Source organism: Pullulanibacillus sp. KACC 23026 (genome assembly GCF_029094525.1).
Lineage (GTDB): Bacteria > Bacillota > Bacilli > Bacillales > Sporolactobacillaceae > KACC-23026.
This window is the reverse complement of the sequence record NZ_CP119107.1, coordinates 1,575,404-1,599,200: the sequence shown is the minus strand read 5'-3', so window position 1 is coordinate 1,599,200 and position 23,797 is coordinate 1,575,404. Positions and strand designations below refer to the sequence as shown.

General features: G+C 42.1%; 24 protein-coding genes and 1 pseudogene. All 25 read right to left on the bottom strand.

Annotated features, from left to right (window positions below; all coding sequences use genetic code 11):
• The 25 genes and pseudogenes from PU629_RS07280 to PU629_RS07160 all read right to left on the bottom strand — a co-directional run bounded on the left by PU629_RS07280 (position 1) and on the right by PU629_RS07160 (position 23,739).
• Positions 1 to 2,364, bottom strand: a complete 2,364-nt coding sequence (locus PU629_RS07280) for a phage tail spike protein (protein WP_275283622.1) — start codon at positions 2,362 to 2,364, stop codon at positions 1 to 3.
• 12 nt (positions 2,365 to 2,376) lie between these two features.
• Complete coding sequence (locus tag PU629_RS07275) at positions 2,377 to 4,029, bottom strand: distal tail protein Dit (protein WP_275283621.1); 1,653 nt, start codon at positions 4,027 to 4,029, stop codon at positions 2,377 to 2,379.
• A 7-nt stretch (positions 4,030 to 4,036) separates the two neighbouring features.
• Positions 4,037 to 7,432: a phage tail tape measure protein gene (locus tag PU629_RS07270; protein ID WP_275283620.1), complete on the bottom strand. Its 3,396-nt coding sequence runs from the start codon at positions 7,430 to 7,432 to the stop codon at positions 4,037 to 4,039.
• Positions 7,433 to 7,622: 190 nt separating this feature from the next.
• Positions 7,623 to 7,922, bottom strand: coding sequence for a phage tail assembly chaperone G (gpG, locus tag PU629_RS07265; RefSeq protein ID WP_275283619.1), 300 nt, complete (start codon positions 7,920 to 7,922; stop codon positions 7,623 to 7,625).
• Positions 7,923 to 7,987: 65 nt separating this feature from the next.
• On the bottom strand, positions 7,988 to 8,572 hold the full coding sequence (locus PU629_RS07260; RefSeq protein ID WP_275283618.1) for a major tail protein: 585 nt from the start codon (positions 8,570 to 8,572) through the stop codon (positions 7,988 to 7,990).
• A gap of 14 nt (positions 8,573 to 8,586) precedes the next feature.
• Positions 8,587 to 8,970 (bottom strand): hypothetical protein, encoded by a 384-nt coding sequence (locus PU629_RS07255; protein ID WP_275283617.1) that lies wholly within the window; start codon positions 8,968 to 8,970, stop codon positions 8,587 to 8,589.
• The gene (locus PU629_RS07250) at positions 8,967 to 9,398 is read right to left on the bottom strand and encodes an HK97-gp10 family putative phage morphogenesis protein (RefSeq protein ID WP_275283616.1); all 432 of its coding nucleotides are present in this window, start codon (positions 9,396 to 9,398) and stop codon (positions 8,967 to 8,969) included. The genes PU629_RS07255 and PU629_RS07250 overlap by 4 nt, the downstream gene beginning before the upstream one ends.
• Positions 9,395 to 9,730: a phage head closure protein gene (locus tag PU629_RS07245; RefSeq protein ID WP_275283615.1), complete on the bottom strand. Its 336-nt coding sequence runs from the start codon at positions 9,728 to 9,730 to the stop codon at positions 9,395 to 9,397. The genes PU629_RS07250 and PU629_RS07245 overlap by 4 nt, the downstream gene beginning before the upstream one ends.
• A gap of 18 nt (positions 9,731 to 9,748) precedes the next feature.
• Positions 9,749 to 10,189 (bottom strand): hypothetical protein, encoded by a 441-nt coding sequence (locus PU629_RS07240; RefSeq protein ID WP_275283614.1) that lies wholly within the window; start codon positions 10,187 to 10,189, stop codon positions 9,749 to 9,751.
• A gap of 16 nt (positions 10,190 to 10,205) precedes the next feature.
• Positions 10,206 to 10,775, bottom strand: a complete 570-nt coding sequence (locus PU629_RS07235; protein WP_275283613.1) for a head-tail connector protein — start codon at positions 10,773 to 10,775, stop codon at positions 10,206 to 10,208.
• A gap of 54 nt (positions 10,776 to 10,829) precedes the next feature.
• Positions 10,830 to 12,197, bottom strand: coding sequence for a phage major capsid protein (locus tag PU629_RS07230; RefSeq protein WP_275283612.1), 1,368 nt, complete (start codon positions 12,195 to 12,197; stop codon positions 10,830 to 10,832).
• Position 12,198: 1 nt separating this feature from the next.
• Positions 12,199 to 12,960 (bottom strand): head maturation protease, ClpP-related, encoded by a 762-nt coding sequence (locus tag PU629_RS07225; protein WP_275283611.1) that lies wholly within the window; start codon positions 12,958 to 12,960, stop codon positions 12,199 to 12,201.
• Positions 12,953 to 14,197: a phage portal protein gene (locus tag PU629_RS07220; protein ID WP_275283610.1), complete on the bottom strand. Its 1,245-nt coding sequence runs from the start codon at positions 14,195 to 14,197 to the stop codon at positions 12,953 to 12,955. Before PU629_RS07220 ends, PU629_RS07225 begins: the two co-directional genes overlap by 8 nt.
• A complete protein-coding gene (locus PU629_RS07215) occupies positions 14,197 to 14,394 on the bottom strand; it encodes a hypothetical protein (protein WP_275283609.1) in 198 nt (65 codons plus the stop codon). Before PU629_RS07215 ends, PU629_RS07220 begins: the two co-directional genes overlap by 1 nt.
• Complete coding sequence (locus PU629_RS07210) at positions 14,391 to 15,947, bottom strand: terminase large subunit (RefSeq protein ID WP_275283608.1); 1,557 nt, start codon at positions 15,945 to 15,947, stop codon at positions 14,391 to 14,393. Before PU629_RS07210 ends, PU629_RS07215 begins: the two co-directional genes overlap by 4 nt.
• Complete coding sequence (locus tag PU629_RS07205; protein ID WP_275283607.1) at positions 15,937 to 16,425, bottom strand: P27 family phage terminase small subunit; 489 nt, start codon at positions 16,423 to 16,425, stop codon at positions 15,937 to 15,939. The genes PU629_RS07210 and PU629_RS07205 overlap by 11 nt, the downstream gene beginning before the upstream one ends.
• A 198-nt stretch (positions 16,426 to 16,623) precedes the next feature.
• On the bottom strand, positions 16,624 to 16,803 hold the full coding sequence (locus tag PU629_RS07200; protein WP_275284374.1) for an HNH endonuclease: 180 nt from the start codon (positions 16,801 to 16,803) through the stop codon (positions 16,624 to 16,626).
• A gap of 178 nt (positions 16,804 to 16,981) precedes the next feature.
• The gene (locus tag PU629_RS07195; RefSeq protein WP_275283606.1) at positions 16,982 to 17,518 is read right to left on the bottom strand and encodes a hypothetical protein; all 537 of its coding nucleotides are present in this window, start codon (positions 17,516 to 17,518) and stop codon (positions 16,982 to 16,984) included.
• A 318-nt stretch (positions 17,519 to 17,836) separates the two neighbouring features.
• On the bottom strand, positions 17,837 to 18,028 hold the full coding sequence (locus PU629_RS07190; protein WP_275283605.1) for a hypothetical protein: 192 nt from the start codon (positions 18,026 to 18,028) through the stop codon (positions 17,837 to 17,839).
• A gap of 78 nt (positions 18,029 to 18,106) precedes the next feature.
• Positions 18,107 to 18,535, bottom strand: coding sequence for a DUF722 domain-containing protein (locus PU629_RS07185; protein WP_275283604.1), 429 nt, complete (start codon positions 18,533 to 18,535; stop codon positions 18,107 to 18,109).
• Positions 18,532 to 19,919 (bottom strand): annotated as a pseudogene (locus tag PU629_RS07180) (SNF2-related protein). The gene PU629_RS07185 and the pseudogene PU629_RS07180 overlap by 4 nt, the downstream one beginning before the upstream one ends.
• The gene (locus tag PU629_RS07175; protein WP_275283603.1) at positions 19,919 to 20,470 is read right to left on the bottom strand and encodes an NUMOD4 domain-containing protein; all 552 of its coding nucleotides are present in this window, start codon (positions 20,468 to 20,470) and stop codon (positions 19,919 to 19,921) included. Before PU629_RS07175 ends, PU629_RS07180 begins: the two are co-directional and overlap by 1 nt.
• Complete coding sequence (locus PU629_RS07170; RefSeq protein ID WP_275283602.1) at positions 20,467 to 20,763, bottom strand: PDDEXK family nuclease; 297 nt, start codon at positions 20,761 to 20,763, stop codon at positions 20,467 to 20,469. Before PU629_RS07170 ends, PU629_RS07175 begins: the two co-directional genes overlap by 4 nt.
• A gap of 305 nt (positions 20,764 to 21,068) precedes the next feature.
• On the bottom strand, positions 21,069 to 23,474 hold the full coding sequence (locus PU629_RS07165) for a virulence-associated E family protein (RefSeq protein ID WP_275283601.1): 2,406 nt from the start codon (positions 23,472 to 23,474) through the stop codon (positions 21,069 to 21,071).
• Positions 23,464 to 23,739: a helix-turn-helix domain-containing protein gene (locus PU629_RS07160; protein WP_275283600.1), complete on the bottom strand. Its 276-nt coding sequence runs from the start codon at positions 23,737 to 23,739 to the stop codon at positions 23,464 to 23,466. Before PU629_RS07160 ends, PU629_RS07165 begins: the two co-directional genes overlap by 11 nt.
• Between the last annotated feature and the right edge of the window lie 58 nt (positions 23,740 to 23,797).

Sequence of the window (23,797 nt, the reverse complement as noted above, 5' to 3'; positions counted from 1 at the left end):
TTAAAAACCTGTTGTAATTTGGTCATTCTGAATAAAGTAATAAGTCGATTCGTCTCTGTTATGTTCATTGATTCTAAAAAGTTGATTGGTTCTCTGATAATCTGAAGAATCTTCATTCCCCCACGAAAAGCCAATAATGACCCATTTCTTACCGGTTTCGTCGTAATAAACACTTACGGCTTCAGGCTCGTTATAGTCACCTATTTGATTAATAGTCTCTTTGTCAAAAGTGAAGACAATCTTATAAACGGGTGACCTTGATTGAATATCATAACAATACATAATTCGTTGATCATGGCCGTCCACATCTCCCGAGCAAAAATAAATATAAGGAAAGTCCAGGCAAGAAGTTTGGAAAGTTTGACTGTTACCGTCAAATCCGCAGTCACTTGCTGCTCCTATATAAATCGGCTTGAATAGGTTTTGTTCAATGTCAGATCGCTTACAGACGTAGAAATTAGCAAATCCACTTGAAAGCTGAACATAATCGTTTTTCTCGTCATAATTGACTCGGTAATAGGTACCATCTAACGATTGAAAATCTGTGGAAGAATCACCAAACAATAAGGTTTTTCCAGGTACATACTTAAAACGAGCCACACCCCAATAGTGCGCCCCGTTAAGTGTTGATTTCGTTGTATCTAAATAAGCAGACCAAATATAAATGTCCGTTCCCACATGTTCAATTCCGAATGAGGTCCCGTGTCCTCCGGCAATCACCCACATTTGATCCTTGTAATTCCCATCGAGATCCGTTCGTGTAAGGTTAAAAGACTGCCATCCTCCATTTTCCGACTGCTTAGGTCCTGTATATTCTTGAGACCAATAGATATCGCCGTTCACACTGTCGACTTGGGCGTATTGTGAGACTCTCTTATTCACGTCGTCACTAGAGTTAGTTAACGGCAACGTTGCAAAGTATGCAGCATCCGTTTCATCCGCAGAAAGGATTGGGTCCCCTTTACCGTTAATGAGATTGCATCGAATGGTGGATCCAGATATCTCGTCTCCCACCGTAATGACATTTCCAACTCCTGTATGAGCGGCCTCCCAATCTAAATCATGACTGCCATCGCTATTAATCTTCTGCCAAGCAAATGAGTCGGGACTGATCAAAGCCGTCACGTTATCTTTTCCTAAAAAGACCCGAGCGATAATTCGCTTTTGACTGCTTCCATCGCTGAAATCCGTACCGTCTGGCATGAATATTTCGATCCGATAAGATTTGGCTTGTTCGGCAGATTGCTGGGCTTGTGATGCAGCTGCTTGAAGCTTCCAGATATCAGATGGGGTAACGGCTATAATCTCGACAAACTCACCTATCACAACTTGATTAGACTGTGGGTTAGCCTCCGACTCTACTTTTTGGATAACCCTCGCTGACAAAGTAAGAGGTGGCTGCATCTCAAAATCTAAGACTTCAATGGTATCACCAAGATTTGGATTCCATCCGAGATAAGCCACGTCAACGGTATAGTTGTATTTAGGATGATTGTATAGGGCTAATTGTTGCTTGCCCCAGGTTAATAATCCAGCGGGATCCGTTATATCTTCGTTTTGGGTGAATCCCTCTAAATACTTTTTACCCGCGTTATAGGTATCATTAGCATCGTCATCCACTAAAAAGTCTTGTCCGCTATTAACGGAAGCAATCGAGATAGGGCTGTCTGCTCCATCGGGTGTTCCCCCATAAACGTATAACTTAGTAAAAAGCTGATCGTCGCTTCCTGATCGCGTAATGCCTGTCATGTTACGCCTATATTCAATCCGTCTACCAGTCACTTCACCAAGTTGAGGTTCAATATCGATTAACTTTTTAGCAACTTGTCCATTCTGCAACTCCACGTAAGCGTCAATTTCCACTGAATAGGTTTTAGTTAGGGTATCGGTCATTGATTGGGCGTTATCACCTAACGTGAATTCCACATCATATCCGCCGCCATAAAAGTTGTCCGTTCCAATTTGCCAATCAGACTTTTGTAAATTGTGTTCAAATGCTTGCGTGCTATTGGCCTTGGTTAACGTTGTCGGAACCACTTGCGTGTGTGCCAAATCCCATATACATAAGTTAACGGCTTGAATCGTTTTAAAGTGCACGGGTCCAATTGTTCCATCTGTCCAATTGTTAATCCGAAAACAATACCAGCGACCGTTATCACCTTGTTTCAAAAGATGGTACCCTTCCGTCATATAATCGGTCTCAGGGTATCCATAAGGAACGGATAGGGTTAAAGTATCATTCCACAACTTACCGGTGTCATCGGCAATCTGAACGTTTCTGTCATCCCCATAAAACTTGCACCCTTTTCCATCAAGAGAGAGCACTCCGCATGGTTTTAAATCCTTATCCAGAATGTAATACACAGTCTCTCCCTCCTATGGCCTTGTCGGTCTATACGATACGTACCAATCAGCAGAGTCTAAGTCGGGCTCAAATGCAAAGGTCTGCTCTACTCCGCCAACCATCACGGGGAAATTCGAACCGATATAAAGCTTGTCATTGAAAAAGGCGCCGTTCTTATAAAGGTTATGATCTTCACAATTAATCTTTATTTCATCGCCATCTTTGGCAATGGTCGGAGTCGTTGAAGAAGCGCTATTGCCCCCGTTGATAATGTTGTTCACCGTCACATCACAAAGATCGAGAGTGTTATTTTGGTAATTAACTACCGGTGTAACTTGATCCTCTTTAATGTCATATTTAGCCACATAAAGGGCGATACCCGCAAGCGCTGATCCATAATGATTCGTGTTATCGGTCCAGGTCCCCGTAATGGGCTTTGACCAGGCAGGGTTGACATCATCATTTAGCTTCATAATTTCAAACCTGTATTTATTTCCGATCTTTTGAATCTCTATATAACCGTAAAAATTCGTGAAGGTGTCTGTAGAAAAACTCTCTGTCTCTGTGATCGTTTTCCATTTTTGAGCCGTCTTTGTTTTGCCTTTTGGATTGGTCTCATTTTTTATTTTTAATTTTTTAGATGCGCCCTTTTTAACGGTGCCCGCCCCATAATAAAGCGTATGGTAATCCGTCGTATCCCCAATTTGTGCCTGGGCATAAACTTCCTCACTGCTGCCATTGTCCTTCAGCATGATTTTACCGATTCGCTTCCCATTGGCGTCCAATAAATACAATTCAATTTTACCTTGAGCTCGTGGATAGAATTGAGCGTTTTTCATTCGTGCTCTAATCCGATAATCATTGCATGCCTGGGGCAACCACCTTTGAATGACTGGACCGTGCCAGTGACCAGAAACGTTGGATCCGTAATCATCCTTCCCATCGGAAGTAAGACCGACTTTAAATACGTCCACAACCGAGCGCATGGAGCCGCCGATTTTTCCGTTTTCCAAGTTAAATGTTAGGTTACTTTGAGTAATGGTCTGCCAAGGTGACAAATCATTGCAATAGTCATGGAGGATTTGAGGCTCATTATCGATTGCTGTTCCCCCGGTGTCAGGGTCCACTTCAGATCCTACATAAGCATAATTACCATCTTGGTCTGTCACGGCGATTTTTGTGACATCTGCATGGGGCAAGCATGTAAAGATAGGATAACAATCGGTTGTTCCATTAGGTGTGACCGTAAAGGGATTATTAGTTATCTGAATTTCCTGTTGTTCCCCGTAAGCCTTAGGATCGGAACAAGTAAACAATAAGGTAAGCGCCCCGGAAGTCTCATTTTGGGCGATTCTCTGAAGAGCCGGTAAATTGGTAAAATGCCCATAATAGGTGTATTCGCTTATAGGAGAAAAGATCATCGGATACTCATCATCCGTATATTGCAAAAAGAGATCGGCTAGGGTATAGGCTTTCATCATGCGATCTCGATCGCTGTCGGCAATCAAAGTGGCATCTATTTCAATTGGCTTGGACGAGATGCTAACCCCTTGAAACAGATTTCCAACCATACCAGGTATCTCCTGGACGTTTTCTGTTAAAGTTCCCGCCAAAGGAATTCGAATATCGTTTACGATTAGCTTTAAATCCTGATAAGAATCCATACCACAAAAATTAAAGGTCATGATTGAATTATCCAGCTGTTAGCACCCCCTTCGCCAGGTTAACGCTTTTTGTTTGTTGGTCAGAATAGGATTTATTGGCATCATAAATTTGCTTTGTAGTGATACTGAATTCTTTATTGTTCAATGCCTGGATAAGCATTGAAACTAATTGGTTATTCTTAGCTTGGAGTTGATTATTGCTATCTTGAAGTTGTTCCAGACGAGATGTATCTACAGATCCTGAAGATGGTGTTTGCCGTGAAGCTCTATTCATCATTTGAATAACCTTTGAATTGGAGGTTAGGTTAGTATTCAGCATCGCCATCGTTTGATCATTGTTCATTACTGATGCGCCTTGTGGCAAAGTGACGATCTCAGGGCCTTTTTCTCCGACAAGATAACTTCCTGTTTGTGGAACGTAATCAGTACCCGTGGCGTAACCCTGTAAAGCCTTAGCCTGGACTTCATATGCTCTCACTTGACCCATCACAAGTTGCTTTTCCTTAGTGCTCATCTTTGAAGTATCGACAGTAACTGTTACTCTTTTGGTTACGGGTTTTTTAGCTTGGTTATCGATGTCTTTGAGCTTAGAAATAACTCCGTTTAATTTACTGATCTGCTTATCTACTTGACTGTTCATACTCTCATATTGAGAAACAGTTATTTTATGTTGGTTAAGTAGATCTTTATTATGTTTTTTCTCGTCCTCAAGAGACGCAATTTGAGAAATGATTAAAGACTTAGAGGTTCCTTCTTTAGCATTCCTTTCGGCAACCGATTTGTTAATTCCGGCATTAACCAGTAGGTTTTCTTGAAGTTGTTTTTGTAAGTCCTTGTATTTCTGTTGCTGCTGGTTAACGTGAGTAATTTGTTTTTTCAAGGAATCATCTTGTTGTCTTTGAGTAACTAACTGATCTGTAAGCCCCTTTTTCCCACCATCTAAGCCTTTAAGTATTGTCTTATATCGTGAGATTTGGTCGTCCAAGGACTTGGTTGATTTGCCTTCAACAACATACAACGCTCTTTTCAATTCAAGACTTTGTTCTTGGGAACTGTACTGAGCTAATAGGTTATCAAGGTTCTTTTTACTGTAATTTTGGAGAATATCAGTTAACGATCTCTCCGTTTTTAATCCATTGTTAAACTTATCCTGTAAATCGTTTTTTTGTTTTGATAGCGTATTTTGATTCTCTTGTGCCTTTAAATAATCAGTCATTAATTGCCTGGTTGCCGTTTTTGCCAGTTCTGCATTGTACTTCTTTAATTCATCAGTAGCTCCGGCAACTCGATTGCCCTGATCCGTAATTTTACTCGTGGCTGTAGGCAATTTTTTCACAAGCGTATTATTTAGACTGACCATTGTTTGCAATTCCTTGTTAGATAGGCCTGATTTGTTTTGCAAATCGTTCATTTTATCTTTTAAATCGCTAATGACTTTCGGGTCAGTGGACTTCTTAATCTTCGATTGCAAGTCCATATACTCTGCAAATTGATCATTGGTAAGTCTTGATTTTGCTCTTAAACTATCTAACGAATCTATCATATTATTATTTGAGTCATATTGCTTCTCGGTGCTTTTAGCCGCATCCAGAGAAACCTTTTGAAGCTTATACATAGATGAGTTTGCATCATTAATATGTTTATAGACTTCGTATCCGGCAAACCCTAAGGCGCCTAGTGCTGCAATAGTTATCCCTACTGGACCTGTTAACAGACCTAATGCGCCAGTTAGCGCACCGGCTTCCCCTGCCGCTTCAGCACCTGCCACGCCGACACGACTTAATATACCTGTTAAACTGCCTAATGTACCCGAAACAACTTTTACTGTTGTTGCTGTGCCACCTAAGATCAGTCCTACCGGGCCAATGGCTGCAGCAAATAATCCTGTGTCAATAATCAAATGTTTTTGTTGATCGGATAAACTCCCAAACTCTTTAATAAGATTAGAGGTCTTATCAACCAAAGGAATCAGCTCAGGTACTAATTCTTGACCGATTTCCTGGCCTAACACCTGGACAGACGACTTTAACTTATTGACTTGGACCTGTGCAGAGTTGCCCATTTGGTCCGATAGCTTTTTAGTATACCCTGTCGCTTTTTGGGTTTGATCACTTAGCTTTCTAAGTGCATCTCCACCTTGCTGGAGTAAGATGTTCATGCCTGTTTGGGCCTGAACACCAAAAGCCTGTGTAATTAAATGCGCTTTTTCAGCTTTCGTCATTCCTTGGGTATTTTTGTTAATGGTATCAAGGAGATCTGGGAGTGAGTAAAATCCCTTTTTCATCTTATCCGTGCTTAATCCCATCTCTTCGAAGGCTGCTGCGCTTTGTTTGGTGGGTTTAAGCATTCGAGATATTGCCCCTCGTAACGCCGTACCGGCTTTATCGCTCTCAATCCCGTTATTGGCCAACAACCCAAGCGCTGATGCTGTATCCTCTAAAGAATAGCCTACTGAGTGAGCGACAGGGCCAACATAAGTAAGAGCAACCCCTAAATCATTAAAGCCTGCTGCTGTCTTATTTGCTACATAACTTAATGAATCGGTAACACGTTGAGTGTTTTTCGTCATCGTGGCCGTATCAGAGGCTTTTAGGTTGAATTGCTCAAGAGCACTCGTTGAGATGCTCATTACGGTGGTAAAATCGTCACCAGAAGCTCTGGCCGCGTTTAAAAGAGACGGCATAGCCCCTATAACTTGGTTATAGGTATAACCTTTTTTAATAAGCTCTTCTTCACCGTCATTAATATCCTTGGTGGATTCCCCATAGGATTGAGCCCACTTCTGAGTATTGGATCCTAACGTTTTGATCTCTTTATTAAGTGTTGCCGCGTCTACGGACCCATCATTTAACAAAGACTTCATTTGAGTCAATTGCTGATTAAACTCAATATAAGTCTTAGCGCTTTCCGCTAATGCCCCTGCAACGGGCAACGTCACGGACATAGACATCGTTTTACCGAAATCTTTTAATTTTTTAGCAGCTGCGTCCGCGCGAGACGATATATTGTTAAATACAGTGCTCGACCGGCCCAATAATGACATTTCACTTCTTGCAGTCCTTAATTGACTATTCACTTGGCTAAGTTGAGCTCTTAAGCCTTCCTGTTGCCTAACCACGTTGTTGATCTGGTTAGCATATCGAAGAGCTTGCGTACTGTTTTCGCCGTATTGGGCCGCCGCTAGTCGGTAATTCTGGGTAAGTCTTTCAAGTAAGACATCCTGTGCTTGGATGGTTCTCTGTATACCTGTGTATCTTGCATTTAAAGCGTTAATACGCTCTCCAGCCGTATCAAAAACGGAAAATTCCGCTCTCATTTGGTTCATGGATGCTCGCACAGTATTTCGGAGAGAAGTTAGGCTGCTCGTTACGTTTACCCCATCAAGGCCAACCCGAATAATAACCCCTTCATTATTGTCCGCCACCTATTTCCCCTCCTCTCCGTTAAAAATTAGATCGAATTAAAGAACTCTTCTCCACTCATTCGATCTTTTCCGTCAGCCATTATCGAGAGCATGCCGTAAAAATCTGCTTGTTCGATGTCGTTAAACTTCCATCCAGATTTCATAAGATTGGTATACAAATTTTTAAGGTTCTTAAGAGCCTCTTTCGCTGTTACTTGTCGTCCTGAGGAATTTTTTTTTCACGCCCAAGAACCTGATCAATCACATTGTCCAACTCTTTAAGAAGCTCAGATGATTTAAGTCCGTCGTAGATATCATCAGTTGTCATGTTAGGAAATAGACCGGCCACAAACTCAACTTTACGATCCAAGGCTTCCACTTCTTTTGTTACCTCGCCAGAAGCAAAGTCATCTAACATTTCAAGCACTTCGCGGACTTTACGGGCTGGAACAAACTCTTGTTCTTTAACGACTTTCTCTCCTTGTTTATTTCGCAATTCGATCCGCAACATATAAAAGCTCCTATTCTAAACAAAATTAAAAGGCTCATAGCCATTAAGCTATAAGCCTTGAGTTATTAAGCCGCCGGAACAGCTTGTGGGAAGATAAAGGTCTCAAATACTTCTTGAGTTACTTGATCAGACTCCCGAGCTTTCACATAAGATAGGGCATCTGATGCCCGAGCTATACCCGCTCCATTTAACACGTCAGAAGAAGCTTGAGGACCATTGTTGTCAGTCGTTTTTATATCGTCGCCATCAAAAGTGAATTGTACTTTTAACAACCCGAAAAACAATTTGTTATTCAAACTATCGTGTGTAATGAGTTCGACTGCACAATATGGGGGTTGGGTATCGGCTCCTACCACTGTGATGCCCTGTTCATTTTGTGTGCGGCCTAAAATTTTATCGACTGCGCCATCTGGTAAACTTTCAATATCCCCTAAAGACAAAGCTATTTTAATGTCTCCAGTTCCTTTGGAAAGTACTCTAAAAGGGACGTTGGAAGCCCAAACAATATTCTGTGCTGGCGCGAGTCCTGTAACATTAGCTTCCACGGCTCCCCCGCTTTTACCATCGATGGTAAAAGTATTCTCTGCGGAAGTTTGTTCGTTTTCGTCTAAAATTGCTATTTTAGCAGAGTCAAAACCTACTGTAGCCATCTATTTCATCCTCTCTAATCAAATTGATTGCAATTAAATTTAGCTGTAAGGAATAGCTTGCTAATATCTGGGTCCATATCTGTAAAGATGTAATAGGCATAAAAACCATTGGATTCCATATATTTGCGAAGCAATTCTTCATATTGTTCGGCTAACGGATCAGTTGGACTGAACCATACCTGCACCTGAACTTTATTTGCTAGCATTCTGCTTTGATTGCTCGCAAATGCCCCCGGAATACTCTGTATATCCTTAATGAGTACTAAAACAGGGACATCTTCTTTTTTCACGTCATCGGGCATTTTATCAGGAATATTTAATTTACAAACATAATCAGGATTAAACCCCATTGGATTTTCAGCGCATAAAAGGTTGTAAGCATCTGATACGGCACTCATACGCCTCTCAATTCCTCGTCGATGATGCCTTGCATGATGGCTCTTGCTTCACTACGTGTCTCCACTTCTGTTTTTTCCGCAAAATGTTGGGGCTTTTGATAAATCGTACCGTCATTAACAAAATGCGAACGCCAAGCAGTATCTTCTCCATAATGGACTGTATATTGTCCCAATTCGTTAGGTCCGGAAACTTCGATATCGTCTTTCATATGGTTGAATTCTTTAGACACGCCTGTTACCCGTTCTCGCACACGTTGAGCCGCCCACTTCCGGTCCGATCTTTCTTCGTAGGGGGTGTTTTCTTTAAGCTTTGGTGCTACAACAGATTCAGCAACCACTTTTGCCGCCTTTTTCCCTCCGGATCGTGTTCGTGCAGCTATTTCTAAAAACTGACGATCGAGACCGTCCATATCGATATCTACGCTCATCCAGTAATCACCTCACAGATGATTGTTTTCCACTCCTTATTCACGACATCTGGTGAGATGTCTTTAATTTCATAAGTTGATCCGTTCCAATTAACAGTCATTGCATTGTTAATTTCAAAGCTTTGCTTTTCACGAATCACAAAAGTGATGGTGTTTGTCACTTCGTCACCAATATTTGCCATTCGATCAGATAATTTTTGATTAAAGACAGCTGCCCAAACGGTTCCAACCGGTGTGTTCTCTGTAACTGAAACACCATTGATTTTGACTGTTTTCTTCTCGTTAAACGTAATTCGGTAATTCAATTTAGATGGGTCTAATATGAGTGGCAATTTTACCCCTCCTAGACCTTAGTTTTTAAGCAAAGATTCAATATAATCGGTGACAGTTTTGCGATTTTTACCCGCTTTTTCATCCAATAAAAGCTGGTTTAGGACCTCTTTGGGTGTATCTTTTGACAAATTGGCAATAACTTCATCAACGGTACGGTCTAACAAAGGTGTACTATCCTGAGTTTGAGCAGGAGCAGGAGCTGATTGCTGATCTGTTGGTTGGGTTGGTGCTGGCTGTTGCTGCTGATCAGTTTGGACTGGGTTTTGTTGTTGGTCAGAATCAGCAGGTGGATCTTGTGGAGGAGTCGGTGCTGGATCAGATTTAATCTCATCGCCTAAAAAACCTCTTTTTTGAAGCTCGCCAGCACGTTTTGCGTCCTCAGTTTCATAAACATCTCCTGGGTGATAAATCGCATTAGTATTCTTGTCTTTAAACGCATTTTGAACGGTATATTTCACTAAAAACCAACTCCTTTTATGGATAAACACTTCGAACTTTAAAAGGGCTCAACAGGGCATCAACCGCCATTGTTAATGGCGCGCTTGTTGTTCCGAGATACACAGCTTGGCGATTCGCATAAAAATGGCCTATTAACAAAAGTTGAGCTTGTTGAATGCTTTTTGGCAACGAATCTTTATCGTACCCAGCTGTAAATTGAATTTTTATGGGCTGAACGGGATAGGGATCAAACTTTGGCCATTGATCAACCGCCTTTAAAACGCCTGGTTCAGAATCTAATCCGGCAATATATTGAGACGGATCGATAATTGTTTCCGTACCGTCCTTAGTTTTGTAGGATATCAGATCAATAGAAACTAAAGGTGGCTTCGGGATACGAATAGTATCATGAAAATGCCCAAGGCTCATTTCGTATTTTTGGGTTTTTAATGACCGCCAAGTTTTTGCCTCGCACAATTCTCGAGATGCCGCTATTAAGCTGGTAATTAAAGTGTCCTCATCATCAAATTCGACTTTAAGGTGCTCTTTAACAATGTCTAAGTCAATGGGCTCTTCAGCAGATTGATCTACAATTTTATAATCCATAACATCACTCATTTTCTAAAGAAAAAGGGCCCCCTTGTTTAGGAGCCCAATTTATTAAGCTGATGGTACATCAAGAATGACATACGGAGAAACAGTTGTAACACCGTCTTCAAGTTTAAGAGGTTCCGTAACCCAAGGCTTGCCGTCGACGTTCCAGTAAACTTTGATGATCGTTTTGTTTTGGGTAAACAAAGCGTGCTCAGATGCTGCAATATAAGGACCAGAACCGTCTTTAACAAGATAATTTTCAAGATCAACTAGAGCCAGATCGCCTTTCGCACCTAGAACAGATGTTTTTCCGGTGAAGATGATCGGAACTCCGAGAAGTGTGCTTGGAATACCTTTCGTGATATCCCCGCGGATAAAGATATAGTTGTTATTTTCGTCTTTCAAAGATGCAATCAACGGAAGAGTAGATTGGTTGGCCACCCAAATGGCAGATCCTTGAGAAGCTGCATAAAGCTGAGCGTACATAGTAACGATATCGAGTGTCGTGATCTTACTAGCCGTTTGACGATTAACAACCTTTGCACCCGCTGCTCCAATGACACCAGTTGGTTTTCCTGTCCCGTTTCCAGTTAAAAAGGCGATATCCTCGGCTGCCATCATGGCTTTTGTAAGCAGATTGCTCAAGAATGTTGATGCGGCTGACCAGTTCCGAAGTAGTTTGTCAGTAACAGTAATGCTTGCAGCAACCTCTTGTGGTTGGAGTGTGATTTCTTTGAGAGCCGTACTCGTATCAGGGATTTGAGCGCCCTCAGAAATCCACTGAACTTGAACGCCTCCGTAAACACCGCTTGAGCCTTGATCAAGAGCCGGCATTGTGATAGCAGCATCCGGTGGGTCACCCGCTGGAATGACTTGAGCTCGAGATCGCACAATGGCGGATTCAGGATCAAGCATCATAACATCCGGACGAAATTGCGTCGGTACCGCATACCCCCCCTCTGAACCTGTCCCCATGCTTTGCTCATTTCGGAAGCTTGGAAGAATTTGAGACTGGAAAGCTTCAGGAACTTGAATCCCGCCGCCCTGACCTTGACCTACTGGCAGATTTTCTAAACGGCCTTTAGAATCTCCGAAACGAACTGCATGGATGAATTCACCGATATTTTTAAACCCGGCATTATCCTTTTCGGATTTATGGTTTTCCATCGTATTGATGTTTGATGGTCGGAAAGGTTGAAAAGCTGGGTTTTCGAGATCCTTTTCGCGATTTTGAAGCTTTTGCTCGCGCTCCATTTTTGCTTTTTCGTTTTCAATTTTTCCATCTAAATCATCAATCTCAGCTTCTAAGGCATCAAAATTGGTGATTTCTTCCGCTGTCAAATCGCGATTTTCAGCTTTTGCAGCATCTAAAAGTGTTCTTTGAGCCTTAATTTTATCGGCTCTAGCGTTCATTAGGCGTTGTAATTCGTTCATTCTATAACCCTCTTTCAATATTTTTTAGTCTTTTCTCATAAAAAGAAAGCGAGTGAGTAGGTCGCTTTACTGTTTGAGTGTTTTCAATTGGTTTTTCTGGTGGTATCACAGGTGTTTTAGGTTTGTCATTAGTAATATCAGGATTTATGAACTGTTCTTTCATATTCCTGACTTTATTTATGACTGCTTCAGGGAGCATTTGGCCTATTCCAACGCTAGCGGATAGCTTTGTTTGATCGTCAGTAAACATTATTTCATCAATCAGCTTGTTCTCCAGGGCTTCCTGTGGAGTTAACCAGGTTTCTTTGTCCATTAGATCAAGCAGTTCTTGTTCCGACATCCCACTTTTTAACTGATAGGCATTCGAAATCGTTTTATTGACCTTTAGCAAAACATCGGAGGCCTGCGCCATATCTCGATAATCTCCTTTAGCGACGCTTGAGGCATTATGGATCATAAGGTTTCCGGTTGGCGACATCAAAACCTTTTTTCCTCCCATAGCGATTACAGAAGCAGCACTTGCCGCAAGCCCGACAATCTTTGTCGTGGCATTTCCATATTCTTTAAGAGTTGTATAGATATCGGAGCCCGCATAAACATCTCCACCACCACTGTTGATGTGCACTATAACATCGTCACCATTAGCTTCTTCAAGTTGGCTTTCTACATCACTTGGGCTTGTCGACTCAATTCCAAACAAGTTGTAAATCCATTGATCATCATTCGAGACAATAACCCCTTTAACATTGATTTTCTTAGGCACTATTATCACCTCCCTTTTTCACAGTAGCTCCTTCATTAGCGACTCTTGCAGGCACCATATTGCCGTTAACAAGATAAGTCTTACCTTGATCGCCTTCTTGAGGGTTAAGGTCTTCCATCTCACGCCACTCATCAGCGTTAATAACCCCATCTTGGCGCATAAGATGCAATGCATTTTGACGGCTGGTAAAGTCTCCGCGCAGAAACGCATTAACATTAAATTTGGCATAATACCCTTGCTGTCGCTCTTCTTTCGTAAAAAGCTTCCAGTTAATGCCTTGTTCCCAGCGCTTAATGTAAGGCATTGAGGAGTACATGATGAATTCGAGTGACTGCTGCTCAATGTTGTTGTTCGTAGACATTGATAAGTCAGCGATCATATGCGGAGGCACGCGAAATAGCCCGCAAATTTCTTCCCGGGAAAACTTTCGAGTCTCTATGAACTGAGCATCTGTCATTGGCATTGGGATTCGGCTGAATTTCATGCCCTCTTCAAGTATCATAGGCTTCCAGCTATTTCCCATTCCTACTCCAGTCTCATTAATCCACTTTTGCAGCCTCTCGTAGGCCTTATCACCTAAAGCAGCAGGGTGCTCAAGGACCCCACCAGTTGTCATCCCTTGGGCATAGAAACGAGCGGAAAACTCTGATGCTGCCATCCCTAAACCAACGGCTTCCTGGGCCATTCGGATAGGACTGTACCCCATAACGCCATCAAATCCAAGACCTGGGATATGCAAAATTCTTTCAGCAGGGAAATCCTCAAAATTGCCACGGTCGTTTACTCTATATCTAATCTTTCCTGTCATTGGATCCCGATACGGTTGGCAATCATTCCATGGTACTGGGTAAATATCGATCGGCTGACCCTTATTATTTGGAGTGATGACTGAATAGTTGTTACCGGATATGACTTGATGGCCGACCTGAGTCTCTCTCCAGGTTAAAGAGGTCATCTCATCGTTAGGTTGATCATGGAGTAGCCAATAAACTGGATGATCGGTAGCTTTATCTTTCCCGCCATCCGAACGCGACTTATAGACAAACAAAGGTAAGGATCCCATCGTCTCCGCAAGTACTCTCACACATGAAAATACAGTGACATAGCGCATAGCTGTATGCTCATCAACACGAACACCAGAATGAGATCCCCTATTAAGCTTACTTATAACCTCTTTTTCAAAGTCATCTAACGAATAGGACCTTGATTTATCCACTAAGTTGGTTAATATCCCCATTATTCACCTCCTCCCTGATTTCTAGGTGCTTTTGGAGGTAATCCAATCCACAAAATTAAAATACCGCCGACTATAAAACTTGCGGGCTTATAAATTTGATAAATGCCATAAATTAAGAGGATAAATCCGATAACCAAGCAAATTTCACGAACTGTTTCAGGGGAAATGGAAATTCTACGTTTTTTATTATTTTTCAAAGCGTCCTCACTCCCCTTTTTTCATAAACCGATTCTTTTTCTTGTTCACCCATTAAAATGGCCGTCGCCATAGCGTTTATCATAGCTACAGTTACGTCAATTCGGTCTTTGGATTTGTTTTTCATCGGTTTAATGTTTTCGTTTCCATCAACTGCAACGACGACGTTCCCCCAGCACCAACGTGCTAAAGGATTTTCTTCATGAGTCATTTTGCCAGATTTCATCAATCTCTCAATCATTTTCATCGCTGGGCTTTGTCCAGCCATTGTTTGTGGGATTTCAATAACCTCCATGCCCTCTTTCATCAGTCTTTGAGTAAGCATACGGCTATTCCAAGCGTCAGTTCCAAGTGTTTTGATGTCGTATTGTTTATCAGCGGCGAGTAATCGTGCCTCGACAAAGTCATAATCAACAACATCTCCTGGAGTTGCATATAAATATTTTTTATTAACCCATTTATCGTAAGGAACTTTATCCCTTTTAACTCGTTCTTGCATATTATCTTCGGGAATCCATGCTTCAAAGATGGCTCTCCAATCCTCTATTCCCTCTTGTGGAGGAAACAGGTAACAAACAGCCGTAATGTCGGTTGTGCTGGATAGATCCACCCCGGGATAGCATTTTTTGCCGACTAATTCCGATAAATCCCATGTTCCATTAGTTTGATCCCACAAAGTAAGTGGCTGCCACCCAACACGTTTAAGCGATATCCATTGATTGAGTCTTAACCAACGAAAAAGACGCTCTGAAGCTTCGCTGTTGCGAGCTGCAAGCGCCTCTTGTCTGACCGACTCAATACTTATCGTGTGTCCTAGCGATGGATTGGCTTTGTACCACGTTTTCTCATCAAAGATATCATCGTCTTCATCGGCCCCGTATATCTTAACGTACCAAGTAGGATCCTCTAGCTCCCCATCGCGAATTTTCATAGCCTGCTCATGGATTTCCCAGCCAATAGAATTTCGATCCGGATCATCGCCAGCCGTCGTAATAACCCACCACAGTGGTTCCTTACGTGCCGCACCGGCGCCAAACGTCATTATGTCCCATAAGTCACGATTAGGCTGAGCATGAAGCTCATCAAATATAACGACTGTGGGGTTCAAGCCATGTTTGCTATATGCTTCAGCCGATAAAACTTTTAACACCGTTCCTGTTTCCGTATTTATGATTTCTTTCCGGCTATCGACAACTTTCAGAATCGATCCTAAATCCTCGTCTTGGTCAATCATGGCTACAGCAGCTTTATAAACAAATCCCGCTTGATATCTATCGGCTGCACAACAAAAAATTTGACCTTGTGGAGGATCACAGGTTAGATGATATACCCCTAAACCAGCTATGAGCGTTGTTTTAGCGTTCTTTTTTGGGATCTCTAAGTACGCGTATCGATATTGGCGATAGCCCTGGTCATTAACGGTACCATAAACATCCCATAAGGTTTCATGCTGCCAATTTAAAAGGACCCAAGGTTGTCCATAAAAATCATCCACCAGTTTGAGCATTTGAAGAAATTCAATCGGTTCGAGCGCACGGTTTGGATCATGGGCCATGTCCACCAGCTCGTTTCTTTAAGAACTCTGACATAGCTGACTTTTTACCATCATCGGAGGGGTTCTTAGGAATCGATTTAACCCTTGCGGTTGGGTTGAGAAACAGTCTATCCTCTAACTTAAGCATTGCATCCCTAGTCTTATTGATCTCTTTGTATAACTCAACTTTTTCAACGTTGTGTTTTGCCGTATCGATCATTTCTTGAAGAGCAGCTTCCTGAGAAACGAGCATACAATAACGGTTGATAATCCGTTCGTCTAACCCGTCCACATACTCAATGCTCTTATAGAGTTTTTTCAACCTCAAAAACTCTTTATGGGCAATGGGATCATTCTTAACTGCAGGAGACTCTTTAAAGCTTGTCCCAGTGTAAAGAGCTTTTTCCATTTTCTTTCGATGTTCTAATTCTTTTTTGGTTCGATGACTTTTTCCTTCCAGCTGGATAAGCTGAACAGGTTTGCTACCTCGTCCTGCCATGATCACACCTCCTTAAAAAGTTCTTGATGATGGCCTGGCCCAAAAAGTTTCATTTTGGGAATAAAATTTCTGTGAAGGTGGGCTAACGTTCCAAACGTATATCTTTTGTCGAAATTTCGACCCCCCTACCTACATTATTCGACACGAAAAGCTGAAAAAATGTTTTATTTTGTCGAAATTCATTAGGTTTGTCGACAATTATCGTTTCTTTCTGCGCCCAAACCCGCCGTCCTCTTTGGCTGTCTTCGTGCTATGGCAGGACACGCATAGGGCTTGGTGATTATTAGGATCCCAGAACAACGGATCATTAGGACCCGATACAGGCTTGATGTGATCCGTATGTCGGCTTGGTTCTAACCGTCCATCTTTCAGACACATGACACACAAGGGATTCGCTTTCCTAAATCGTATGGAATATTTATCCCATCTTGAAGTGTATCCTTTTCCTCGTGGAGAACGTCGGTTATTATTCCGAACTGCTTTCTTGTGATTAGGGCAATAGCCTTCAGAGGTTAAAGCATTGCAGCCTGGTTTATTGCAAGGTCGTTTAGGTTTATTAGGCATTCAGATCATACTCCGGATTATGTTCAATTACTTTGATATTAGATTCATCTTCGACATGCTCAATCCTAATATGGGTTGGTTTTATACCCTTATCGGTATTTGTAGACCAATCGATTCCAACCTTAACTAAGCCATTAATCTCTTCACCTTTATAAAAAATCTTAGGAACTGAATTGATATCGTCTAACTCGATTCTTAATAAAGGAAATGGATTATTCTTTTTTTCGGAATGATTTACATACTTATGCTTCTTATAAATATCCACGAAAACACCGTTACACTTTGGACAACTAATTATTTCAAGATAATCTTCTTTCGTTTTGAAATCTAATTTTTCTTTATGCCCGCAACAAACGCATTCAAAAGTGGCATGATAAGTTTTCATTTTATCTTCAGTTGTTGGTGAAATTGCTGAAAATCCAGGGTCATGATCAATAAAATCCCTCACCTTATTAACTGTCCAATACGTCGGATCAATATTGTACTTTTCTTTAATATAGTTAATACAGTCCTGAAAATCCCTTTTCATTTCCGTCTCACAGCTCCATTCCTTCGCTCGTATCGGTCTCTATTCATCCCCATTAATTCAACCAGATCTCGATGAGATAGCTTCTCTGTTGTAGATCCTTTGGGCCTCTTCTTACGTTTGGATTTACCCATAAACTCACCTCATAACGATTACCAATAAAAATAGCACCCACAAATGTGAGTGCTAAAAAATGAAGATGGGGGAGAACCTGACGCCAAATATGGGACACTATCATAATATCACGATTAGTGACGTCAAAAGTCGCATTATAGTCGCAACTTTCTCGAATTCCCAATAAAAAATACCGTCTGTTATGGATCAAACACCAGTAAATTCAATTATATCTTCTACAAAATACTCAAGTCCCTTTTTGCTTTTTCTTAATTTCCCTATACTGAAATCTTTGCCAAAAAAGTTCTTGGCAGCATGAAAGGCTTCTTCTTTAGAATTGTATAACTCACGCGTCCATTCATCAGAATAAGTATGTTTGTAGGTCCATTTACCTTCCAAAGTCATCACCCCTCAGAGTATGATTTTATTATACCGTATTATTAAATTTTCAAAGAACACTTACTTCACAATATCGGTCTATCTCCATCCCAATATCTCGGCTATTGTATTGACCATTGTATCTCGCCATCTGATTGCTGTCGCTCGGTTAACGGGTATTTCTTCTGCAATCCCGTCCCAGGTTTTGGTTTGGGGCCTTGTCCAATATTTTAACTTAACCATCTTTTGCTGCTGGTCAGTGAGATTCGTAAATACCTTCTGAATCGCATTAGCTATCTCTTCAAGTTGGTTTAGTCGCTTATGCGTCGTCAATCTTGTTGCGATCCGTTCCGTCGGTCTACCTGGTTCACTGCTTCGACCGCCGCCAACATTCTCATCGCTTGAATCAGATCCATGGATAATATCATTCTTTAATCTCTCAATTTCGCTCAATGTCTCATGGTAATTATAAAGCTCGGATTCTATGTGTTTAAACGTTGCTTTTCTCAGTTTTGTGGAAGTCGTCATCGTGTCACCTCTTCTTCATGGATCCGTTCAATCCTTGCTTTCAAGCTCGCCATTAACTGGTCTTGGGTGCTTGTCTTGCTTTCTAGTGCTGCGACGACATCTTCGTCGACACCTCCAGATACGGTTAGGTGGTGGATAATAACTTTCTCTGTTTGCCCTTGTCGATGCAGCCGTTTATTAGCCTGCTGATATAACTCCAGGCTCCAATTCAACCCGAACCAAATGACGTGATTCCCTCCCTGTTGCAAGTTCAACCCATAGGCCGCAGAAGCAGGATGGGCTAGTAATATATCAATCTGCTTATTATTCCAATCCGTTTCATCCTGTGGCGTTTTTAGTTCTCGGACTCGTAAACCTGATTTAGCCAAAGCGGTAAGGATTCGCTCTTTATCATGCTGAAAGTTGTAAAAGACTAAAGCCGGCTTTCCGTTCAATCCTTCAACCAACTCCTTAAACGCCTCAATCTTGTTATCATGTATTTCCACGATCTTACGATCCTCATCATACACAGCCCCGTTGCATAACTGCAGCAACTTATTCGTTAAAACGGCTGCTGACCCTGCATCGATCGTCGACTCATCCACCTGGAGAAGCATCTCACGTTCTAGCTTCTCGTAAGACTTTTTGGCTTTATCGTCCAAAACAACATGAATGGTATTCGTTGTGACATCAGGAAGCTCTAAGTAGTCCTCAGCTTTCATGCTGACACAGATATCTCCGATCAACTGTTGGATCCGATTGTCAGCTCCTTCTTTTGGTGCATAGCTGAAGATTCGATCTCGACTCCTTTGATCCGGTTCAAAGTAACGCTCACGAAAGCCTGTTATGGTTTTTCCTAATCGTTGCCCGCCATCTAACAAGTAAACCTGGGCCCACAAATCCAACAAACCGTTTGGTGCAGGTGTTCCAGTTAATCCGACAATCCGTTTGATGTGAGGTCTTACATTCTTCAAGGCTTTAAATCTCTTGGCTTTGTTATTTTTAAAACTGCTAAACTCGTCTACGATCACCATGTCAAATGGCCAAGAATTTTTATAATACTCGACTAGCCAGGACACGTTCTCCCTATTCACGATGTAGATGTCAGCTGGTGTGTTCAAAGCTCTAATCCGTTTAGTTTGAGATCCAAGAACGGTTGAAAATCTCAGAAGCTGCAGATGATCCCATTTTTCTGCTTCTCTAGCCCAGGTGCTTTCAGCTACTTTCTTCGGGGCGATCACCAAAACCTTATTTACAGCAAATCGGTTATATTTCAAATCGTTAATAGCTGTAAGCGTGATAACTGTTTTGCCTAAACCTAACCCATGTCCAAAAGCAGACCTAAAGCTGGTGTATTTATAACTTTTTCAATACAAAATCGCTGGTAGTCGTGCGGTTTGAACATCACGAAGGCATCACCTCTATTCTCCACTCTCTGTAATAAAACCTGTCTCCATGTCTTTTTCTCAAATACCCGAAAGCCCAATGCTTACCTGCAATATCGGTAGCCGCGTCTTTTATACGTTCGTAATTTCTTATTTCTCCTGTGATAATAGAAAATGCCTTGACGTTCTTATCGCTCTGTAAACCCAATCTTCGTGATTCAGCAATGTTGTATTTGGCATCGCACCATTCTAGATTGCTTAGAGTATTGTCACTTTTGTTTGCACTGATGTGGTTCACATCTGGGAGATCGAAAGGGTTTGGAATAAACGCTTGGGCAACAAGTCTATGGACATAGCACTTGCTGACCTTACTATTCTCGTCATATAAATTTACTCTGAGGTAACCCCCTGTGTTAACATACGGTTTCAATTTCTTTTTACGCCTATGGGCATCATGTTTCAAAGACCAAACGTTTCCTGAAGTATCATCCGCATATAATCCCTCAAAACCTTTAATTTCTTTCCGATTAGTCATGGATGGCATCACCTCGATTCTCTTTTTTAAATTCATTTCAAAAGCTCCGTTTCAAGCTTGGTAATTTTTATAAATTCATCCACGCCTTCCTTGCTGTCGATCACTCGGACTATGCAACCAAACTGTTTTAAATCGTTGATCTGTTTGACTTGTAATGGCCTTGGTTTTTTACCAGGCGCTTTTAACTCCACAAAGTAAATTCGGTTTCCGGGGAAAATCACAATTCTGTCTGGCACTCCATCATTTCCAGGACTTTCAAACTTGTATGCCCTGCCTCCCGCTTTTTTAACCTGGTCACGTAAGTACGTCTCTATGTCACGCTCTCGCATTTTCAAACCTCCAAAATTCTTGCAAACAAAGTGGGCCTTTTTCCCTATACGTATATATAATTAGGCGCGTTAGGCGTATTAGGTGTATATGTACACGCCTAATTCCTTTATTTCTTATTTACTTATATATACTTAGTTTACAAGGTTTACAAATATAAATAATATAGATATATCAAGGGTTTAGCCGTAAACTTTCTTGTAAACTTTCTCTTTTTTAAAGTTTACTTAGTTTACAAGAGAAAGTTTACAAAATGACTTGGTTTACAAAGAAAGTTTACAAATTTTTGAGGGGTTTTCCAGCCCGTTTACCCTTTTTTAACGAACCCTCTTTGGATTCCGTAACAGCCAAAACGCATTGTAGATTTATGCCTTTCCCATCCGGGTAAACCGGCTAGAATGCTGTTGATCTCCAATGAATCCATTCTTTTCATGTACTTAATATCCGTACCAAAACACTCAACCCAAACTTCAGCTGCACATACGCGATCTCGTTCCACTGTCTCGCCCTCGAACGCCCCGAACTCGGCCGACCAATATAGACGTCGATCACCAATACCCTTCTTCTCCCAACCTACTGGCACACGTCTCTCCACAAATTCACGAATAATCCCTTCTTTAGGGTTACTCTCCTGGTGGATCTCCTGTTGCTCTTTAGCCGTCGTAGCTGCTTCTCCAGACAAATAAAGGGGTTCCCCCAATTGCCAAAAGACATATGCCTCAGCTAATATCTGATCCACCTCTTGATCCAATTGCGAAAAAACGTTTTTTGTTGGTTGAATCAACCCCGTGTCAATTGGCCAGAATCTCCGATTACCAGTTCGGTCTTTTAAAAATTCACTGTCATTTGTCGTTCCGAAAAACACGCATTGCCGTGGAAAAGCCTTTGTACGCCTTCCAAACGGCTCCCGATAAATGTCTTCTCTGCGGCTTAAAAATTGCTTAATGGAGTTAGTCTCTGATTTTGTCATACCTGTTAATTCACCGACTTCATTCAGCCAAACACCTTGTATCATTTCACTCGCTTCTTTGCCCTCAAAAGTCTGCAGAGAATCGCTGTACCAACGACGCCCTAGAACGCTTAAAAATGTACTTTTTCCCAATCCCTGTGGTCCAGCTATGATTGGCATGTAATCATATTTGCATCCAGGATTCATAGCCCTCGCAATCATGGCAACAATAGCTTTTCGTGTAACAGCTCTTGTATAAGCCGAATCCTCGGCTCCTAGGTAATCAATAATTATAGTGTCAAGGCGTTTTACTCCGTCCCAAGTCAGAGAGGTTAAATACTCTCTAACCTCGTTAAGAGTATGCTTGTGGGCGCATAGGGCCACCGCATCAAGTATCTTTTCTTTCCCCGTAATGCCATAGGCTTTTTCAAGAAAATGACGCAAACCTGAATCGTCAATATCCGTCCACTGTCTTCTCTCTTCTGAAGGATTCCAAGGTAGAGGGCCCAGAACAAGACCTCGGTTAGCAAATTCGTCAAAAGCTAGTTTTCCTTTTAAAAGGGGGTCGTTATCTAAGATAACGAGTACATTATCTGTTGTTTTTGAATATAATCCGGTGTTCGGGTTGAATTGCAGCTTTTGTCTCCAACTCTGATCATCTTCAACTGCTGGAACGTTAACTACTGGCTCGCCAAAATCTTCTACAGCCTTCTCATATCGTTCTTGATTTAGAAGCGCCCCAACTCCTGCATCACTCAAGGCGAAAGCGTTCATCTGGACAAACGACGGCAACTTATTAACAGGTGTATCGGGCTTCGCTTCATCGTCGAGATCCCCAAACTTATGCAGCCTGACCAAATCAAATGCATTTACAAGACGGCCGCTACAGGGATCTGTCGCATGGTGGGAATAAAGGAAAAGGCCGTTTTCATAAAGCACAGCTCCTCCTACGGTCGAACCACCCACAAACGTGTAACGGTCACTTCCGTCATCTGTCGAGGTATAGACGCCTGGTAAAAAGGTTTCAATGGCCATCGGAATATCATATTGCCGACAAAATGCCCCGATCACCCCGCGCTTTTCTAACGGATTGCCTTGTTTGGCTGCTAATCGGGCATGCGGGGTCATACCTGGTACTTCTGGCCACTCACTAATGTTCCGCCAATCTCCGTAAGTGGCTAACAGCCCGTCGACATCTAAAAACGGTTTATCCCCGTAATGATAAACGTATTGGCTGTCTCGAGAGCACGAGGGCCAGTACATGAGACGCGAAGACTCGAATGTAGTCGGATCGGCGTAGTTCATCCCAATTAAAGAAGCAAGCTTCCTGGCTAACGGCTCGTATTCGTCCGCTGTAGCAGTTCGGCTGGTCGGGGCAATCACACGTAACCGCGGTCTGCTAGGATCGTGCTTACGCGTGCTGTACGTCACGTAGGCGCATCCTAGTGCTTCGATCCGCCTCAGGACATCATCCGTACCACCTGCAGGAATATTGTCCAGGTCGAGCGTAATAAGATCTCGACCTGTGACACTGTGTGCTTTTCTTCGGTTTCCCGCGAGGGATCCACCGACAAACCCACCGACATCTTTTAATTCATCTTGTTGTGATTTGGGGAGCTTCATATACTCCGCTAATGTTTCGTTACCTCTCACTGCTGTCCGAAGCTTGTCCACGAATTGAGACCAGTAAAGCGTTTGAGCTGGCCACGTGGTCGCTTTTCGACTACCCGCGGCAGAGATGGTTATGGAACGATCAAATTGCATCAGCTCTCGCCTTCCTCGCTCGTCTTAACGCGCTGTAAATGGTGTACCTAAACTTAAGGTCGAAATCGACTAGATGCCTAGGAAGAGCAATTCCTCCTTCATATTGCCCGTATGCAGAAGAGGAAACCTCTAGTCGCTTACTCAACTGCTCTTGACTAAGACCGGTCGCTTGACGCATGGATTTTAAATAGTCCGCATACTCCTGTCTAAATAAGCGTCTATCTTCCATTTCTAAATCATATCTTGGTGTAACTACGCGAGACATTTAACTATCCACCTCACAATCTCGATGATGAGAATCCACACGGGCACGGCTAGTACAA

Bases quoted from the DNA above. Each gene is read 5' to 3' on its own strand.
- PU629_RS07275 (WP_275283621.1), bottom strand. From the start codon at position 4,029: ATGACCTTTAATTTTTGTGGTATGGATTCTTATCAGGATTTAAAGCTA.
- gpG (WP_275283619.1), bottom strand. From the start codon at position 7,922: ATGTTGCGGATCGAATTGCGAAATAAACAAGGAGAGAAAGTCGTTAAA.
- PU629_RS07260 (WP_275283618.1), bottom strand. From the start codon at position 8,572: ATGGCTACAGTAGGTTTTGACTCTGCTAAAATAGCAATTTTAGACGAA.
- PU629_RS07255 (WP_275283617.1), bottom strand. From the start codon at position 8,970: ATGAGTGCCGTATCAGATGCTTACAACCTTTTATGCGCTGAAAATCCA.
- PU629_RS07250 (WP_275283616.1), bottom strand. From the start codon at position 9,398: ATGAGCGTAGATATCGATATGGACGGTCTCGATCGTCAGTTTTTAGAA.
- PU629_RS07235 (WP_275283613.1), bottom strand. From the start codon at position 10,775: ATGGATTATAAAATTGTAGATCAATCTGCTGAAGAGCCCATTGACTTA.
- PU629_RS07230 (WP_275283612.1), bottom strand. From the start codon at position 12,197: ATGAACGAATTACAACGCCTAATGAACGCTAGAGCCGATAAAATTAAG.
- PU629_RS07220 (WP_275283610.1), bottom strand. From the start codon at position 14,197: ATGGGGATATTAACCAACTTAGTGGATAAATCAAGGTCCTATTCGTTA.
- PU629_RS07210 (WP_275283608.1), bottom strand. From the start codon at position 15,947: ATGGCCCATGATCCAAACCGTGCGCTCGAACCGATTGAATTTCTTCAA.
- PU629_RS07205 (WP_275283607.1), bottom strand. From the start codon at position 16,425: ATGGCAGGACGAGGTAGCAAACCTGTTCAGCTTATCCAGCTGGAAGGA.
- PU629_RS07200 (WP_275284374.1), bottom strand. From the start codon at position 16,803: ATGTGTCTGAAAGATGGACGGTTAGAACCAAGCCGACATACGGATCAC.
- PU629_RS07195 (WP_275283606.1), bottom strand. From the start codon at position 17,518: ATGAAAAGGGATTTTCAGGACTGTATTAACTATATTAAAGAAAAGTAC.
- PU629_RS07185 (WP_275283604.1), bottom strand. From the start codon at position 18,535: ATGACGACTTCCACAAAACTGAGAAAAGCAACGTTTAAACACATAGAA.
- PU629_RS07175 (WP_275283603.1), bottom strand. From the start codon at position 20,470: ATGAATTTAAAAAAGAGAATCGAGGTGATGCCATCCATGACTAATCGG.
- PU629_RS07170 (WP_275283602.1), bottom strand. From the start codon at position 20,763: ATGCGAGAGCGTGACATAGAGACGTACTTACGTGACCAGGTTAAAAAA.
- PU629_RS07165 (WP_275283601.1), bottom strand. From the start codon at position 23,474: ATGCAATTTGATCGTTCCATAACCATCTCTGCCGCGGGTAGTCGAAAA.
- PU629_RS07160 (WP_275283600.1), bottom strand. From the start codon at position 23,739: ATGTCTCGCGTAGTTACACCAAGATATGATTTAGAAATGGAAGATAGA.